12 protein-coding genes are annotated in these 18,433 nt (G+C 34.3%); 11 read left to right on the forward strand and 1 reads right to left on the reverse strand.

All coding sequences use genetic code 11. The annotated features are described in order from the left end of the window. Positions 1 to 65: 65 nt before the first annotated feature. Positions 66 to 569: a heme-binding domain-containing protein gene (locus tag VB248_RS05635; protein ID WP_323295766.1), complete on the reverse strand. Its 504-nt coding sequence runs from the start codon at positions 567 to 569 to the stop codon at positions 66 to 68. A 296-nt stretch (positions 570 to 865) separates the two neighbouring features. Here VB248_RS05635 and VB248_RS05640 point away from each other — a divergent pair, with 296 nt between their 5' ends. The 11 genes from VB248_RS05640 to VB248_RS05690 all read left to right on the forward strand — a co-directional run bounded on the left by VB248_RS05640 (position 866) and on the right by VB248_RS05690 (position 18,430). Beyond that, a complete protein-coding gene (locus tag VB248_RS05640) occupies positions 866 to 5,047 on the forward strand; it encodes a PAS domain-containing protein (protein ID WP_323295767.1) in 4,182 nt (1,393 codons plus the stop codon). Positions 5,048 to 5,300: 253 nt separating this feature from the next. Continuing rightward, positions 5,301 to 9,080 carry a sensor histidine kinase gene (locus VB248_RS05645; protein ID WP_323295768.1) on the forward strand — a complete coding sequence of 1,260 codons (3,780 nt, stop codon included), beginning with the start codon at positions 5,301 to 5,303 and terminating at the stop codon, positions 9,078 to 9,080. A 188-nt stretch (positions 9,081 to 9,268) separates the two neighbouring features. Continuing rightward, on the forward strand, positions 9,269 to 10,627 hold the full coding sequence (locus tag VB248_RS05650) for an FAD-binding protein (RefSeq protein WP_323295769.1): 1,359 nt from the start codon (positions 9,269 to 9,271) through the stop codon (positions 10,625 to 10,627). Between the two features lie 145 nt (positions 10,628 to 10,772). Then, a complete protein-coding gene (locus VB248_RS05655) occupies positions 10,773 to 12,086 on the forward strand; it encodes an MFS transporter (RefSeq protein ID WP_323295770.1) in 1,314 nt (437 codons plus the stop codon). Positions 12,087 to 12,108: 22 nt separating this feature from the next. Then, entirely contained in the window at positions 12,109 to 13,125 is a 1,017-nt protein-coding gene (locus VB248_RS05660; RefSeq protein WP_323295771.1) for a zinc-dependent alcohol dehydrogenase, read from the forward strand. Positions 13,126 to 13,566: 441 nt separating this feature from the next. After that, complete coding sequence (locus VB248_RS05665; RefSeq protein WP_323295772.1) at positions 13,567 to 14,832, forward strand: hypothetical protein; 1,266 nt, start codon at positions 13,567 to 13,569, stop codon at positions 14,830 to 14,832. Positions 14,833 to 16,173: 1,341 nt separating this feature from the next. Beyond that, entirely contained in the window at positions 16,174 to 16,518 is a 345-nt protein-coding gene (locus VB248_RS05670; protein ID WP_323295773.1) for a low molecular weight protein tyrosine phosphatase family protein, read from the forward strand. A gap of 138 nt (positions 16,519 to 16,656) precedes the next feature. Beyond that, complete coding sequence (locus VB248_RS05675) at positions 16,657 to 16,848, forward strand: hypothetical protein (protein ID WP_323295774.1); 192 nt, start codon at positions 16,657 to 16,659, stop codon at positions 16,846 to 16,848. A 93-nt stretch (positions 16,849 to 16,941) separates the two neighbouring features. Beyond that, positions 16,942 to 17,199, forward strand: coding sequence for a hypothetical protein (locus VB248_RS05680; protein ID WP_323295775.1), 258 nt, complete (start codon positions 16,942 to 16,944; stop codon positions 17,197 to 17,199). 59 nt (positions 17,200 to 17,258) lie between these two features. After that, entirely contained in the window at positions 17,259 to 17,816 is a 558-nt protein-coding gene (locus VB248_RS05685; protein ID WP_323295776.1) for an RNA 2'-phosphotransferase, read from the forward strand. 86 nt (positions 17,817 to 17,902) lie between these two features. Continuing rightward, positions 17,903 to 18,430, forward strand: a complete 528-nt coding sequence (locus VB248_RS05690) for a hypothetical protein (RefSeq protein WP_323295777.1) — start codon at positions 17,903 to 17,905, stop codon at positions 18,428 to 18,430. Positions 18,431 to 18,433 lie beyond the last annotated feature (3 nt).

Here is an 18,433-nt window from a genome sequence, read left to right on the forward strand (position 1 = left end):
TTATTAAATTCAAGGTAAGCTTTGTGATATTAACTATTTTACGAGTTGGAAACTCGTTTTACTGCTCATTCAGGTTTTTTTCTTCTTTTCAAAACCAAACTATCCGCAGAATAATTAGCTTTCAAAGTATCCATTTGTGCCTTCGCCCAGTCGATTAAAACTTTCTTTTGTGTTTCGGTCAAATTAGCTTCTTTGTGCAAACCGAAGAAAGTATAAGAAGCTAAGGGCATTTCTCCTTCTTTCACCATTTCGATTGTCTCTTCTAATTTATGATTTTGAACAGCAATGGGCAATTTCGTAAAAGTAGAAAGGTTTAATTCGTCTTTTCCTTCTTCCACATGATGTGCTAACCAAGAAGCCACTGGCTGAACATTGGCATACCAAGGATATTCAGTTTTATTACTGTGGCAGTCGTTACAAGCTACTTTTAGGATGCCGTTTACTTCATCCGTTACCGCATACTTGGTTGAAATACTGTAAGTTTGGTCGTCTGAAAGATTTCTTTCTGGACGGATAAATTGGATAGCCACTAAAAAAATAACTAAACCAACTAAAATTTTATTTTTCATGTATTTACAAATTATGGTTCAATAATATGACTTTTGTAATATTAGTAAATTTTTAAGATATTTTTGAATATTTTTGCTGAGAAAATATCTTTGATAATCACATTTACATACTCAAATTCCTGCAAAGTATCTTCCAATTATACAAAATAACTACTATTAGGGGTTGTTCATATTAATTTTTTGTTGTAATTTATTTTCGCAAATTCACCAAAATGGCAATCAAGTTTTGAATGCACATTTTGTATTCTTTTACCTATCGTTAAAAAGTATTACCACTTTATGAAAAAATTAACCTGATGTCTTCTCAATATTACTTGAAGAGTGATTTAGCTCTTATTTTAAAAAATGATGACCGTATTTTTGATTTTATTCAAAAATATGCCTTGGATGGCTTGTGGTTTTGGAATGTCAATGATAGGCAAGTAGATTGGATTAACCCTAAACTCATTAAAGTGCTTGATTATCAAGACAAAGAAGATACTCAAGCTTTGAACCTACAAATTGCTCGTATTTGTAGTGATGCCACACTTGCTTCGATTAATTATTCCAACAACCAAGAAAGTATTTGCTCGCTTCCATTTGATTATTATCATGCGAATGGATTATGTACTGCTATGAATTGTACTTTACTGAATATTTACGATTCGGATAATAAGCACATTGGCATTTTAGGAGCGAATTCGATAGTACAAACTGAAGTAAATACAGATTTAGAAGTTTTAGTTGCCAATATGACGAGCTTAATTATTTCTTTGGATAATCAAGGAAATATTACTTATGTTTCGCCAAATGTAAAACACTTCTGCGAGCTTACGCCATCGGAAGTATTGGGAAAATCATTTTATAATTTTATTTATCAAGAAAGCATACTTATCGAGCAAATATATCATTCAGTATTCAATCAATTACCGATTCAAAATTTTGAAATTAAATTACTGAAATGTAATAACAATTATTTCTGGGCAAACATTAATTCAAGTATTAATCCCATCAACCAAGAAACGATATTAGTAATTTCTGATATTACCGAAAGAGTAAATCAACAAGATAGAATTATTAAACAAAATAAATTTATCCTCGATTATGAAAGGTTAGCCAAAGTTGGCGGTTGGGAGATAAATTTGAGTACTTCATCTGTTTATTGGTCACAAAGAACCAAAGAAATCCATGAAGTCTCAATAGATTATGAACCAAATCTAACCACAGGTATTAATTATTATAAAGAAGGAAAATCCAGAGAAATCATTAATCATGTAGTTGAAAGAGCTATCCAATATGGAGAAGATTTCGATGTTGAACTGCAAATCATTACAGCAAAAGGGCGAGAAATTTGGGTAAGGGCACTCGGGAAAGCAGATTTTTCAGATCCTGAGAATAAAAGGATTTACGGTGTTTTCCAAGACATTGACAAAATCAAGAAAATTGCTTTGGAAAACATCAAAGTAAATGCTTTGTTGAAAAATCTTTCTTTACAAGTGTCAGGGGTTCTGCACATAACAAAAACTCATTACAACGGAGAAAGAAGCATACTGTATGTTTCAAAAAACTTTTTGAAGATTGATGGTTTTGAAGACCTAAGCCCAAGTGATAAATTTATCACCTTTGCAAAATGTATTCATCCTGACGATCATTTACAAGTAAGAGACAAAACAAATCAAGCCATTGAAAAATTTACTGAATTAGACTATACCTTCAGGCTTCGCCTTCCCAATGGTGAAGCAAAATGGGTACAATCAACAGCAAGCCCAGAACGAACCGAAGATGGGATTATTTGGTATGGCTACATGAAAGACATAAGTAAAGCCAAACATATTGAACTCGAATTATTAAAAACTAAAAAACTTTTACAAGAAACTAATCAAATAGCCAAAATTGGTGGTTGGGAAAGGAATCTGAGTACAGACGAAGCCAATTGGTCTGACTATACCAAAACGCTATTTGGTATCAACAAACGCTTTCAGCCGACCCTTGAAAATCTGGTCTATTTCTTTAAAGAAGGAGAGCATCGCAATGCTATATCGCACGCATTGAAACGCTGTGTGATGAAAGGACAGTCTTTCAACATAGAAGCAGAGATGACTAATGCAGATGGAGAGGAGACTTGGGTACGATTAATCGGAAATGCTGATTTCAACGACCCAAACAACAAAAGAATTTATGGTTCTATTCAAGATATTACGCTCATTAAAATGATAGAATTATCACGGGATAAAGCAAATCTTATGCTCAACAGGCTAAGTATGCAGCTTCCGGGAGTATTGTATCAATTTGAAATTTGTGATAATGGACAAACCAATATTCTTTATTTTTCAAGTAACTTTTTTAGAATTGAAGGATTTGAAAACCTAAGTGCCAGAGAAAAAAGTGAAGAGTTTTTACGGATAGTTCATCCAGACGATTTAGGTTTGGTAAGTAAAAACATGGTTAAAGCTGCCAAGCAATTGACTTCATTTGAATATGAATATAGAATCCGTTTAAACAAAGGAGAAGAACGCTGGATGCACTCAATGGCAAACCCAGAACGAACGCCAAGTAGTGTGATTTTTCATGGTTATTTATACGATGTTACCGATAGAAAGCAAATAGAGCAAGAACTTAAACTAACCAAAGAGTTTTTGCAAGAAACCAGTCGAATTGCTAAAGTTGGAGGTTGGGAATTAGACATAAATACCCAAAAATCTATCCGTTCTGAAGTTATTAGAGACATTCTTGAGTTACCCGAAAATACTGATGAAAGTTATACAATTGCTCCATATATAAAAGAAGGTAAAAATAGAGACCTCAGTATTCGTGTTTCTGAAGAATGCGTAAAGACAGGAAAATCATTCGATATTCAGCTCGAGGCAATTACAGCAAAAGGAAAACCTATTTGGGTTCGAGCGATGGGAAATGCAGATTTTAGTAACCCTTTGAAGAAAAGAGTTTCCGGAATTTTTCAAGATATTACCGAACTTAAAACCTTAGAGATTGAAAGAGAAAAAGCAGGCTTTTTATTGAATAAACTGTCTGAACAAATTCCAGGTGTACTTTTTCAACACAATATTTCACCTGATGGAAAATTAACTATTACTTATTTTTCCAAAAAATTTGCTCTGCTGATGGGTGGTGGCTTTCAAGAGCAAGATTCACTTTATGATTCTGCCCTGACAATGTCACGGGTTCACCCAGACGATATAATCCATTTAGCTCCATTACTCTCAACTCAGTTTGAAAAAACTGAAAATAAAGTTTTGTATTTCCGAGTAATCACTCCACAAAGCGGCATAAGGTGGATTAGGTCCGAAACAAGCAATGATTACAGAAATGGTAATATTGAATGGTACTCATATTTGACTGATGCCACGAATGAAAAGAATTTAACCCTTGAAATTCAACGAATTCAAAAGTTGTTAGAAGATTCAAGTAGAGTAGCACGCTTAGGTGGTTGGTCGATGGAAATTAAAGATTCTTCTATTCAATGGTCTAATATCATCAAAGAAATTGTTGGCGTACCTCATCACTACGACCCTAAACTTGAAGTAGCCGTTACTTTTTACAAAGAAGGTTATAGCAGAGATTTAGTTACGAAATCGTTCAGAGAGTGTATCAGTAATGGAACGCCTTTTGAAATAGAAGTACAAATCACCAATACAAACGGAGAAGATATTTGGGTGAGAGTGGTAGGAAACGCTGAAAAACAAGATGATAAAATTGTTAGGATTTTTGGTATTTTTCAAGAAATAAATCATCTAAAATTAGCTCAGTTTAATAAAGACAAGCTGATTGCTACGGAAGTACTTTTGGCAAAAGAAAAGGAACTGAATTTAATAAAATCAAGGTATCTCGCTCTGACTTCGCATGAATTTAGAACACCTCTTGCTGCCATTTTGGGAAGTACAGAATTAATCGAAATGGTGATAGATTCATCAAACGAAAATGTACTGTCAAGCAAAATTCTCAAACATTCAGAACAAATAAAAAGTCAGGTAGAAAGACTTTCAAATATTATCAAAGATGTTTTATCATTAGAAGAATTTGGTAATGAAAAGTACATTAAAAATGTTGGTACTATCTCAGTTTGTGCTTCATTATTGAACTTAGTCAATAGTAGTCCTTACAAAGACAAACTTCAATTCAATCTACCTGAACAAGATAAAGCCATTCTATTTGACCAAAGTTGCCTTAATCACATCATTAATAATTTAATAAATAATGCCTTTAAGTATTCTCGACACCAAGCAAAAAATCCAGAATTAAGTCTTGTATTTGAAGAAAAGCAATGTAAAATAATGGTGAAAGACTATGGTATCGGTATTCCAGAAAATGAGCAGAAGCATATTTTTGATACATTCTTTAGAGCAAGTAATACCATCAAAACAGAAGGTACAGGTTTTGGTTTGAGTGTAGCCAAAGAATTAGCCGAAAGATTAGGAGCAAGTATCAGCTTCAAAAGCAAAGAAGGGGTTGGAAGTACTTTCACTTTGAGTATTCCACTTTAAGACTGATGAACAATTCATAGCACTCAAGCTCATTTTCTCGTGGAAATGAGCTTTTTTCATTTTTAGGAAATAATACTCACAAGCTTATATTTATTTTTCACTAAAAACCCCTAATATTAGGGGTTTTATGACCTGTATAATCTTATTAGATTGCTTTTACATTTTTTAGTTTTTTTACAAGTCTTGACGAATGTCATTTTTTCTAAATTAAAATAATAGAAATATTTATTTTGAAATACTAACCACAGCAACCATGTACCAGAAAAATACTTTGGCTATTCTTATAAAAAAAGATGAGCGTATTATTGATTTTATTCAAGAATATGCCTTTGATGGTTTGTGGTTTTGGAGTACTTCTGAAAAAACTGATTGTTGGATTAATCCAAAATTGAGGGATACTTTAGGCTATCAAAATGAAGCCGAAGTTCCTGCCTTTCATCAAATATTCTCGACAAACATTAAGGAGCTTTTTACAGATGAGTCATTTTCTTGTAAAGATATCTTGCTTGAAAAATCAATAGAGTATTTTCACAAGGATGGTACGAAACTTTTGATGACTTGCAAGCTACTTTACTTGTATGAAGAAGAAAATCTTTATGGTATTTTGGGTGCTAATACTTTAGCAAAAAAGTATAAAAACTGTGCATCAAATCATCAAATAACTTTTGATGGCATCCAAAAAAGTAAGCTGATTTATATCGTAAAAACTGATATTCACGGAAACTACACTTATGCAAACGATTATTTTTATGAAGTATTCGGCTTTGATGAAAAAACTATTATTGGTTCAAACGCTCTTTTGTCCATCATAGAAGAAGACCACTCGCTTTGTAACGAGGCCGTCATGCAGTGTTTTATCAATCCAACTGTTCCCTACAAAGTAATTCTACGAAAAGAAAATAAATGGCATGAAATCGTTACAAGTCAATGGGAGTTTTCAAGCTTGTTGGATGAAAATGGTAACGTTTGTGAAATCTTATGTCAGGGCTACAACGTTTCTGAGAAAGTAAAAACGGAAAGTGATTTATCGGTTATTTTAGCTAATATGACAGACTTATTAATTTCTGTTAATAATAGAGGCTTTATTACTTATGTTTCACCCAATGTTAAAAACCTTTATGGCTACGAACCTTTGGATTTTGTAGGCAAATTCTATTTAGATTTTGTTCACCCTGATGACATCCATACAGCCAAACAAGCCATTGAAAAAAGCTTTAGTACCAATGTATTCTTCAAAAATCTTGAAATTCGTTTGGAAGCACACAAAAATCAATGGTATTGGGCCAATATTAATGCAAGTTTTAATCCAACGAATAAAGAAACTATTTTAGTTATCACAGATATTTCTGATAAAGTAGAATCGCATATTCTGTTAAAACGTACCAAATTATTTTTACAGGCAACCAATGCCGTTGCAAAAATTGGTGGATGGGAACGAAACCTGACGACTGGCGAAGGTTTTATGTCTGAATTCACAAGAGAAATATTGGGTATTGATGGGAATACTCATCCTTCAATTGAGGAAATTCTTCTTTGTATCAAAGAGGGCGAAAGTAGGAACAAACTTGCGAACGCACTTCAAGAAGCTAAAAATGCTGGAAAACCATTCGATTTACAATTAGAATTGATTAAATCGGATGGACAAACTTCTTGGGTGCGTTGCATAGGAAAAATCGCTCCAAACGAATCAAATGATGTTATCATGTATGGTTCACTTCAAGATATTGATGAGATTAAAAGAATTGAAATCGAAAGAGATAATTCAATACTCTTACTCAAAAAACTGACTGAATCATTCCCTGATGTATTATTTCAGGCTGAATCATCTGAAAATGAAGGGCCTTCGATGCTAATATTCTCAAGAAACTTTTTGCAGGTAGAAGGTTTTGATGATTTGTCACCTAAAGAAAAAGGAGATGTTTTTATTCAACATTTTTATCCCGAAGACCTTGCTATTCTCAGAGAAAATTTGACAAAATCGGTAAATAGTTTAGCGGTATTTGACGTTGAAGTGAGATTGAATATTGCTACTGGCGAAACCCGCTGGATTCATTTGGTAGCTACTCCAGAAATTATTGGGCAGACCTATTTATGGCATGGTTACTTTAAAGATATTACCGAAAGAAAAGCTTTTAAAGATGAATTAATTGGAACTAAAAAGCTATTACTTGAAACTAATCGTGTGGCTAAAGTAGGTGGATGGGAAAGAGACCTAAATACTGGTAAAAGTACTTGGACAACTGTTTCTAAAGAAATTTTTGAATTAGACCATCAGCCTACTCCCGAAGAGGCTTCAAAGTTCTACAAAGAACCTTACAAGTCTATTCTTCTTGAAGAAATGAATAAGTGTATCAGTACTGGTGAACCTTATGACCTCGAACTTGAAATTGTAACTGCCAAAGGAAAAGAAATTTGGGTAAGAGTAATCGGAAAAGCAGATTTTAGTAATCCGCTCAAAAAACGAGTGTATGGTACGGTTCAAGACATTGATAAATTAAAAAAATCTGTGATTGAAAAGGAAAAAGCCAACCTTTTACTAAAAAATCTTGCCAAACAAGTACCCGGTGGACTTTGTCAGTATTTACTGTTCAATGATGGCACTTTTATTCTTCCTTATGTTTCGCAAGGATTTTTGAATCTCTTTGGACTTACTTCGCAAACAATTTCCGACAAACCGAATACTGTTTTCGAGTGTATTCATCCAGAAGATATCAAAAGAGTGCGTCAACAATTCCTTGATTCATATCATGATTTAACTATATGGCAAAGTAGTTTCAGAATTATTCTCCCTACTGGCAACGAACGTTGGGTAAGTGTAGAGTCAAGTCCTGAACGACTTGAAAATAGCGTAATTTGGCATGGATATTTTAGCGATATTACGGAAGCCAAGCACGTAGAATTACAATTACAGCAAACCAAAAATATTTTAGAAGAAACCAGCAGAGTAGCCAGAGTAGGCGGCTGGACGATTGACGCAAGTACTCGTGTTATTCATTGGTCGAATGTAATCAAAGAGATTATTGAAGTTCCTTATGATTTTGAACCAACCTTAGAAATTGGCTTAGGTTTCTACAAAGAAGGCGAAAGCCGTACTTTAATCCAAAATTCTGTTCGCAATTGTATTGCTTTCGGAACGCCTTTTGAAATTGACGTACAAGTAGTAAGCACAAGAGGGGATGAAATTTGGATAAAAGCGATGGGAAAAGCCGAGTTTGAAAACGGTCTGGTAAAAAGAGTTTATGGTATTTGTCAGGATATTAATCAGTACAAAATTGCGGAAGAAAATAATAAAAATCTTCAAAAATTAGAGCTGTTACTAATCAAAGAAAAACAAATGAATGCCATTAAATCAAGGTTTTTGGCGTTGGCTTCACATGAATTCCGTACACCTTTGGCAGGAATTTTAGGAAGTACCGAATTGATAGAAATGAATATTGATTTACTTGAACCCAGTCAGCCAATCGAGAAAGTACATAAACATCTTGACCACATCACGACACAAGTTAAGAGACTTACGTCGATGGTAAAAGATGTACTTACCTTAGAAAAAACGGTTGATGGTAAAACTGTGTTGGAACTTCGCCCTTTGGGTATCAAAGCATTTATTCTTGAACTAACCAAAGAAGTAGAATACTATCAGAAAGGCAATAAACCGCTAAAATTGTTTTTGCCAGAAACAGAACAAGTAATCATTACAGACGAAAATATGCTTTCGCATATCATTAATAATTTGGTAAGTAATGCTTATAAGTATTCACGTAAAGCTGAATTTGGCCCTGAGATTCATTTGGAGTACCTTGAAAAATTTGTTAAAATTGAAGTGAAAGATTATGGCATTGGTATTCCCGAAAAAGACCAACAACAATTATTTGAAACCTTTTTCAGAGCAAGCAACGCCATAGCTACCGAAGGCACGGGTTTAGGATTAAGTATTGCCAAAGAATTTGCAGAAAGAATTGGCGGAAAACTACGTTTTAGTAGCCAAGAAGGCAAGGGAAGTTTATTCATGCTTAAAATCCCTTATCAAATATAGCAGATAGCACTAATAATAATTGAAAAAGGAATCAATGAACTTGATTCCTTTTTTTATACAGTACTTCATAAAATGCTTTCAATTTATTGTATTAAACAAAGAAAATATTTTAATTTGTCAATTAAACTATGGATTGTCTCTAACAATTGATATTGGGGAATATTATTGAATCATTTTAATACAATAGCATGAATAAAAGGACTTTTTTGAAAACAACATCAACTTTAGTAGGTGGAGCGGTGCTGTCGCAATTTGTGGCTTGCAAACCCAAAAAACAGTTAGCAGAAGGTGAACGTCTAAGTAACTGGGCAGGAAATTTGACTTATAAGGCAACGAATGTCCATTATCCCAAAAGTGTAGAAGAGGTACAAGAAATCGTCAGACAATCTGAAACTTTAAAAGCTTTGGGTTCTCGACATTCCTTTAATACCATTGCCGACACTAAAGAAAATCAGATTTCACTGAAAGAACTCAACAAAGTGGTGTCGTTAGACAAAAAAGCTCTTACCGTAACGGTAGAAGGCGGTATTAAATATGGTGAATTAGCTCCTTATTTAGAAGAAAACGGTTTGGCTTTGCATAATTTGGCTTCGCTTCCGCATATTTCTATTGCAGGAGCTTGTGCTACGGCTACGCATGGTTCGGGAGTAAACAATGGCAATTTGGCAACTGCCGTCTCGGGCATTGAATTTGTAAATGCTGCTGGTAACGTAGTTTCATTAAGCCGAGAAAAAGACGGTGAACATTTCGAAGGTGCAGTGGTTGGCTTAGGAGCTTTTGGCGTTGTGACCAAACTTACTTTGAACGTACAGCCAAGCTTTAAAATGAAGCAAGTAGTTTACAGAAATATGCCTATGAAATCTTTGGAGAAGAATTTCTTGGAAATTATGTCGAGTGGCTATTCTGTAAGTTTATTTACGGATTGGAAAGACCAAAAAATCAACGAAGTATGGATAAAAAGTAAAGTAAGTGCCGACGATAAACCTGCCGAGGCTACCTATTTTGGTGGAACACTTGCCACAGAAAACGTACATCCAGTAGAAGCTCTTTCTGCCGAAAACTGTACAGAACAAATGGGCGTGTCGGGTGTTTGGTATGAAAGAATGCCACATTTCAAAATGGGCTTTACACCAAGTGCAGGGAAGGAATTACAGTCAGAATTTTTTATTCCAATAGAACATGGTTACGAAGCCATGATTGCTATTGAGAAATTACACGAAAAGATTAGTCCTCATATTTTCATTTCAGAAATTCGTGCTATCAAAGCTGATAATCTTTGGATGAGTCCATGCTATCAACAAACTTGCGTTGCTTTACATACTACTTGGAAACAGGAAATAGACATCGTTATGGGTTTAATTCCTTTATTTGAAGAGGCTATCGCTCCTTTTAATCCAAAACCACATTGGGCAAAATTGTTTACCATCAAACCAGAGCTTTTACAGAGTAAATACAAAAAATTAGCTGATTTCAAAGCACTTGTAAAACAATATGACCCGAACGGAAAATTTAAAAATGATTTCTTGAATAAAAATTTATACAGCTAAAACGCTGTGCTATTTAACCTCACCCCCAACCCCTCTCCTTCAGAGAGGGGAGTTTTTGAGCTCAAAAGCCCCTTCTCTGAAGGAGAAGGGGTTGGGGGCGGTCGCCGATGCGATGAGGTTTTTCCCTTACTTTAATACATTTAAAATGACAAACGCAAATTTACAAATACACTTTAAAAACCTTATCGACAATCGCCCGATGAGTACTTATCAAATCATTATCGTGGCGATATGTTTTATCCTGAATATGAACGACGGCATTGATGTTTTGGTCGTTTCTTTTTCAAGTTCAGATATTATCAAAGAGTGGAGTCTTTCAAAAGCGGCTATGGGCTATGTCTTTAGTGCCGCTTTATCGGGCATGACTTTGGGTTGCTTTTTTATTGCTCCTTTGGGTGATAAAGTAGGGAGAAGAAAAATATTTATCCTTTCGCTCGTGCTGATTAGTACAGGAATGTTATTGGTTTCCATCTGCAATAGTTATGAACAATTATTGCTTTTACGTTTCCTGACAGGCTTAGGCATTGGAGGAATTTTACCGACAATGGCTGCTACGGCTTCTGAATTTTCTAATCAGAAAAATAGAGATTTTAACGTAGGTCTTGTACAAGCTGGCTGGCCCGTTGGAGCAATTTTCACGGGTTTTTTCTGTGCTTATGCCATTCCTCAATTTGGTTGGCGGTTTGGTTTTTTAGTAGCGGGTTGTGTTTCTTTATTGATGCTTATCGGTGTTTTAATGTACATGACCGACTCTTTGGCTTTTCTGAGTCAGAGCAAACCTAAAAATGCTCTAACAAAAATCAATTTAATTTTATCAAGAATCGGTCAAGAAAGTATTGAGGCTTTACCAAACGAAAGCATCGTCCAAACGTCAACGCCATTGAAGTCGCTGTTTTTATCAGAATACAAAAACTCTACTTTCAAACTCTGGACGGCCACCTTTTTTGGCTTTCTTACCCTTTATACTTTGATGAGTTGGGTCCCGAATATCGCCAAAGAAGCAGGATTATCTTTTGATTTAGCTACTTATGTAGGCATTGCTCTCAATTTTGGGGCAGCCATCGGAACAGCTTCTTTGGGTTTTGTCGCAGGAAAATTCGGACTCAGAAAAACCGTTTTTGGTTTTCTTTTCTGTGCCGTTTTAGTGATGTTGATTTATGGCAATATCACGCTGAGTTCTTCTTTGATTATGATAATTATCTTTTTCATCGGCGTATTTGTGCAAGGCGGATTCAATGGAATTTATCCAACGCTATCAAGAGTATATCCAACAGAAATGAGAACCACAGGCGTTGGACTTGCCGTTGGCGTAGGTCGCTTTGGAGCAATCCTTGGCCCTACCCTTTTTGGCTTTTTAGCCGATGGCGGTCTTAGCATCAGTACTTTATTCAGTATTTTTTCTATCCCTTTACTGATTACAGGCATTTGTGTATTAAGTTTAAAATCTAAAAATCTGTAAGGATTCTTAAACAAAGCAATTGATGAAAGGAACCGTATTAGTAAAACCCAATGAAATTCAAGTACTGGAGCTTGAAACTCCCGAACCAAAAGCAGGAGAACTAAGAATTAAATTAACGAAAGTAGGCATTTGTGGCTCTGATGTACATTTATTTCTGGGGCATCGCTTGCTTGATAAAGCCCTCACCATCGGACACGAAGGATTGGGCTATATAGATAAAATTGGCGAAGGCGTACAAGGGAGAACGGTAGGCGAAAGAGTAGTAATTGAACCCAATATTCCTTGCGGACATTGCAAGCACTGTTTGAGTGGCAATGGAAATATCTGTGTAAACAAAAGAGTCATAGGTGTAAACGAAGCAGGTTGTTTTGCTGAATATATCGTAGTGCCAGCCAATTTTGCTTGGAAAATTCCCGATGAAATTTCGGATGAAAATGCCGTAACCATCGAACCAATGGCAGTAGCCGTTCATGCACTTTTTGAAGCAAAAGTAAAACCCGGCGATGCCATAGCCGTAGTTGGCTTAGGTGCAATCGGTTTATTAATCAGCCATCTTGCTTTGGCTTTAGGCTACAAAGTATTGGTAACAGAAATCAATAACCATAAAGTAGCGATGGCAACGGCACTTGGGGCAATCGCTGCCATTGCCACAGGAGATTTGGCACAACAAACAGAAGAACTGTCGGCTATCTGGGAAGCCCATGACGTTGAAGCCGTTTTTGAATGTGCAGGCGTGAGCCACACGGCATCATTGGCAACAGCCGCCACACCACGAGGAGCAGAAATTATTTTAGTAGGTTTAGCCAATCAATTAGCTACTTTTCGTCCACTTAAAATAGCCAGAGAAGGCATTCACATTGTGCCATCAATTATTTACAAACATCCTTTTGATTTTAAAAGAACGATCCAACTGATAGCTTCCAAAGTAATCAATCCGTCTTTTATTATCTCAAGTCATTATCCACTACAAGACTTACAAACAGCCCTAAGCGAAGCCGCCAAAGGGCATGAAAGTAAGGTAATTGTAAATATTGCTTGATAATTGGCTTCTTCTAAAGAGTACTCGTAGCATTAACTCAAGAAATCTGAGTCTTAACTCACCGAAACTGTATCTTGAGTCAGATTTTCTGTATGGCAATACAAATTAGGTGAGTAAGGAGACAGAAAAACGGAGTACCAACTCAATCAATCTGTATAGAAGCTCGGAAAATCTGAGTACTTACTCTGAAATCGTGACTTATTACTCAACGAAGGTGAGCTTCGATACAGAAATTCTGTATTGAAGCTCACTTTTGTTGTATTGGGTTAGAGAAATACCGTTAAATAAGATTTTGGACAGAAAGTTGTTAGGAAAGTTTTATCTTAAATGCTAATATGATAGTTTAGGGAATTGGAATATTTATTTAGTGTCAGTTATAAAAAGTGCGGCAAAACTATTACAAACTAATTATGTTTCGAGCCATTTAAAATAATAATAATTATGAAAATTAATAAAACCAAAGATGTGTTTGGAATCCAAAGAGACTTACCTTTAAATTACATTGAAAGGGCAGCAGACAGAATACTTGTAGATTCATTAGATCGTTCACATCATGTTGTCATATATGGAAGTTCAAAGCAAGGAAAAACTTCTTTAAGAAAACGGAATTTAAAGGAGAATGATTATATTATCGTTCATTGTAACAACAAATGGGACATAGATCAGATACATAGTAATATACTAAAGCAAGCAGGATATGAATTGACTTTATCTAAATCTTTGACGACATCAGGAAAAGCAAAAGTTAAAGCAACATTTGGATGGAATTTATTTGCAAAAGCCGAAGTTGAAGCTGAAACAGAATTTGAAAAAGAAAAAGAAAAAATAACAAAATCTTTAGATATAGATACTGATGATGTAAACGATATTATTAAAGCATTAGAAGAAATTAAGTTTAACAGAATCATAGTATTAGAGGATTTCCACTATTTAAAACCTGAGACCCAAAAAGATTTTGCGATAGCACTTAAGGCACTTCATGAAAACTCAAACTTTACCTTTCTAATTGTTGGGGTTTGGTTAGAAGAAAATAGATTAATTGCTCTTAATGGCGATTTATCAGGTAGAGTTAAATCAGTTGATGCAGACACTTGGACTCAAGAAGAATTGAATAAGTTAATAAGAGATGGAGAGTATTTATTGAATGTGTCTTTTAATGAACAAACTAAAAATAAACTTATTGCAGAAAGTTTACAAAATGTATATGTTGTTCAAGAAGTTTGCTACCTTATTTGTATTGAAAACGGAATTAATCAAACTCTTGAAGGCAACCAATTTTCATTGGACTGTTCAAAGTTGGAAGTTTTTTTAGACGAAGTTGTAAGTCAACATTCAGGGAGATATAATAAGTTTATTACAAGTTTAATAGAGGGCTTTCAACCAACAGAGTTAGAAATGTACAAATGGATTTTATACGCCATCTTAAAAGCTGACGATTCAATGTTAAATATTGGGTTACGGAGAAGTGAGTTAAATGAAGTAATTGTACAAAAACATCCAAGAGGAAGTGACCTTAATCAAGGTAATTTGTCACAAGCACTAACTTCTATTGCTTCATTACAAGTCAGAAGTGGAATTACTCCAATTATTATTGACTATGATTCAACATTAAAGAAAATAAATATAGTAGATAAAGGGTTTATTATCTGGCTTCATAATCAAAATTTAATTGAAATACTTAAAGAAGCTAATCTTCCAATAGATTAATAATCATTGATTAAGCAAAGCGTTCTTACGAAGAAAATGCAAAAGAGTTCCTCGCTCATATCTGATAAAAGAATCTTTTTCTACCAAAATGAAAGTCCCGATAGGGACATAATATCGGTAGAAAGCACAAAACCCTTTTCACAAACATAGTTCCGTAGGAACGAAATATACCGTTCCTACGGAACTATGAATATCTTGAGCAAATTTTACTACCGATATTTTACTCCTACGGAGTATTTAATTTTGTTGTTGTTAGAGTCTTCTTCTACCAATCGTAAACTGCTCGTTGATTAAGCAGAGCGTTCCTACGAATAAAATGTAAAATTGCGTCTCGCTTATATCTGATAAAAGAATATTTTTCTACCAAAATGAAAGTCCCGATAGGGACATAATATCGGTAGAAAGCACGAAACCCTTTTCACAAACATAATTCCGTAGGAATGGTATATTTCATTCCTACGGAACTATGAATATCTTGAGCAAATTTTACTACCGATATTTTACTCCTATGGAGTATTTAATTTTTGTTGTTGTTAGCGTTTCGCTCTTAAACTGCTCGTTGATTAAGCAGAGCGTTCCTACGAATAAAATGTAAAATTGCGTATCGCTTATATCTGATAAAAGAATCTTTTTCTACCAAAATCAAAGTCCCGATAGGGACAAAATATCGGTAAAAAATCACAAAACCCTTTTCACAAACATAGCTCCATAGGAGCGAAATATACCGTTCCTACGGAACTATGAATATCTTGAGCAAATCTTACTACCGATATTTTACTCCTACGGAGTATTTAATTTTTGCTGTTGTTAAAGTCTTCTTCTACCAATCGAAAAGGAAGCATTTATATGAAAGAATAATGAAATTGGTAATATGAAATAATCACCTCACTCCTATCCATTCTCATTGAATCTGAGCCTTTACTCACCGAAACTGTATCTTGAATCAGATTTTCTGTATAGCAATACAGATTTGGTGAGTACTAATACAGTAAAACTGAGTACCAGCTCGCAGAAACTGTATTGAAGCTCGGAAAATCTGAGTACTTACTCTGAAATCCTGACTTATTACTCAACAAAGGTGAGCTTCGATACAGAAATGCTGTATTGAAGCTCAATTTTGTTGTATTGGGTGAGAGCAATACCGTTAAATAAGATTTTGTCAGAAAAAGGCTTCTAAAATTTTGTTTTAAGGGTCAATACGCTACTTTAGAGTATTGAAATATCTATTTTTACAACAAGGCAAAGTGTACTTTGTCGAAAATAAATTAGTAAAATAAACAGTTTTGCTAAGTACTTTGCCAATAAGAACATTAGCAGCCATTTTAGAAAAATAGAAACAGAATGACAGAAAGACCAAATATATTGGTAGTTTGTGGACGAAACAAAAAACGTAGTAGGACGGCAGAACACATTTTTAAGAATGATAACCGCTTCAATGTTCGTTCAGCAGGACTAAGCCCGAAAAGTGACAGAAAAATTTCAGAAAACGACTTAAACTGGGCTGACTTAGTATTTGTAATGGAAACAAAACAAAGGGCAAAAATTTGGGATATTTATAGACATTTAGAATTACCTGACATTAAAGTCTTGAACATACCCGACGATTATGAATTTATGGATGATGTGTTAGTTGAGTTACTGACTGAAAGGATTAATGACACATTGAAAATTGTTTATGAAATCTAAAATTGTTTGATATAAAATTAGTGCTGTTTATTGCTTTACTACAATTCACTAAATTATCGAAGCCAGACTTAGCATTGAGTTTTATTGACTACAAATCTATTCTTAACTATATTTGACTTAATCTTAAATCATATAAACATGGAAAATATTAAAAAAATAAACCCTTTTTGGGGATTCATAGCGGCAATTTTGGGTTGGACGCTCTTCAAACATTTTGATTCTACCTCATTCAAATTTGCTGACCCTTATTTTGACATTGTTTATTTCATCGTATTTGTTGTTGCTATTTTCTTTATTATTAAAGACTTTAAACAACAGTCTGGTAAGTAAATTGTGGTTTGAAAATAGGATAATTGAGTTTTCAGTGAAATATTATCTGATACTTGATAATATTTCTATCAGCCTAATCAACAACGCTTTATAATGGAAACAGTGATATTTTGTGGAATTCAGGCAACGGGGAAAACTACTTTTTATAAAGAGAAATTCTTTAAAACACATATCCATATTTCTCTCGACCTACTCAAGACACGAAATAGAGAGAATAAGTTTATTGGTACTTGTATCGAAACCCAACAACGCTTTGTTGTGGACAACACCAATCCCACAAAAGAAGAAAGGTCAAAATATATTTCAGTGGCAATTTATGTGCGGAAAACGGTTTTGGGAGTTTTATCTTAAATTTAAGGTGACACTTTAGGGAATTGATAAAGTTATTTAGTTTGATTTATGTAAAAAATATGATTAGCGACAAACAACTGACACACATAAGTAAGTTTTTAAGTTTGGTTTTGCGACACCAACCTGAAAAAATTGATATTCAACTTGACCAAAATGGTTGGACAGACATCAATGAATTAATTCAAAAAGTGAACAATTATGGAATACACTTAGACAAAGAAATACTCCATCATATTGTGGCAACCAATTCCAAAAAACGTTTTGCTTTGAACGATGCCCTTGATAAAATAAGAGCAAGTCAAGGACATTCGATTGACATTGAATTGGGTTATACCAACCAACAACCTCCAGAATTTTTATATCATGGAACAAGTGAAAAATCAGTTCAATCAATTCTTGAAACAGGACTTGAAAGACGAAACAGACAGCACGTTCATTTGAGTAATGATATCGAAACGGCTTTGAAAGTTGGACAAAGACATGGTAAGCCATTTATTTTCAAAGTACTTGCTGAAGAGATGTACAATAATAATTTTCAATTTTATCTTTCGGATAACGGTGTGTGGTTGACCGACCATGTACCAGCGAAATATCTGAAACAGAATAATAGCCTCTAAAGTCATATCATTAATCTTTTATTTGAACTAATCCTACAAGAATCAGTAGCCATATTGTATTTAATATTCATTCAAAAATCAATTACATGAAACACTTAGTATTCACTTTTTTAACTTTCTTGTTTGTAAGTACTTACATTAAAGGACAGAATTCAAATTTTAGTCACGCAAAAATCATTAAAGAACAAGCTGAGAAAATGGCTCAAACACTTCTCAAAAAAGACTATGTAAATTTTCAAAAGTACACTTATCCTAAAGTAATAGAATTAATGGGTGGAAAAGAGAAGGCGATTAAACAAATTGAGAAAGGTATAAATGAATTTGAATTGCAAGGAATTACTTTATCAAAATTTACTATTGGAGAACCTTCTAATGTCATCTCGATAAAAAATGAACTTCAATGCACAGTTCCTCAGACACTTGAAATGAAATTGCCTAATGGAAAACTTATTGCAGAGTCAACATTAATTGCTATTTCAATGGACAAAGGGCTAAATTGGTATTTCTTAGATACCTCAACTATTGATATTCAAACACTAAGAAAAGCCTTTCCGAATTTAAGTAATGAATTGGTGATTCAACCTAAAGGAGACCCAACCTTTATCAATGATTAAAAT

It is taken from the genome of Arcicella rigui (genome assembly GCF_034929435.1).
Taxonomy (GTDB): domain Bacteria; phylum Bacteroidota; class Bacteroidia; order Cytophagales; family Spirosomataceae; genus Arcicella; species Arcicella rigui.

What these genes read in the sequence shown, in the direction of transcription:
- VB248_RS05665 (WP_323295772.1), top strand. Translation starts at nt 13,567, where the DNA reads ATGAAAATTAATAAAACCAAAGATGTGTTTGGAATCCAAAGAGACTTA.
- VB248_RS05675 (WP_323295774.1), top strand. Translation starts at nt 16,657, where the DNA reads ATGGAAAATATTAAAAAAATAAACCCTTTTTGGGGATTCATAGCGGCA.
- VB248_RS05690 (WP_323295777.1), top strand. Translation starts at nt 17,903, where the DNA reads ATGAAACACTTAGTATTCACTTTTTTAACTTTCTTGTTTGTAAGTACT.
- VB248_RS05680 (WP_323295775.1), top strand. Translation starts at nt 16,942, where the DNA reads ATGGAAACAGTGATATTTTGTGGAATTCAGGCAACGGGGAAAACTACT.
- VB248_RS05670 (WP_323295773.1), top strand. Translation starts at nt 16,174, where the DNA reads ATGACAGAAAGACCAAATATATTGGTAGTTTGTGGACGAAACAAAAAA.
- VB248_RS05645 (WP_323295768.1), top strand. Translation starts at nt 5,301, where the DNA reads ATGTACCAGAAAAATACTTTGGCTATTCTTATAAAAAAAGATGAGCGT.
- VB248_RS05635 (WP_323295766.1), bottom strand. Translation starts at nt 569, where the DNA reads ATGAAAAATAAAATTTTAGTTGGTTTAGTTATTTTTTTAGTGGCTATC.
- VB248_RS05655 (WP_323295770.1), top strand. Translation starts at nt 10,773, where the DNA reads ATGACAAACGCAAATTTACAAATACACTTTAAAAACCTTATCGACAAT.
- VB248_RS05640 (WP_323295767.1), top strand. Translation starts at nt 866, where the DNA reads ATGTCTTCTCAATATTACTTGAAGAGTGATTTAGCTCTTATTTTAAAA.
- VB248_RS05660 (WP_323295771.1), top strand. Translation starts at nt 12,109, where the DNA reads ATGAAAGGAACCGTATTAGTAAAACCCAATGAAATTCAAGTACTGGAG.
- VB248_RS05650 (WP_323295769.1), top strand. Translation starts at nt 9,269, where the DNA reads ATGAATAAAAGGACTTTTTTGAAAACAACATCAACTTTAGTAGGTGGA.
- VB248_RS05685 (WP_323295776.1), top strand. Translation starts at nt 17,259, where the DNA reads ATGATTAGCGACAAACAACTGACACACATAAGTAAGTTTTTAAGTTTG.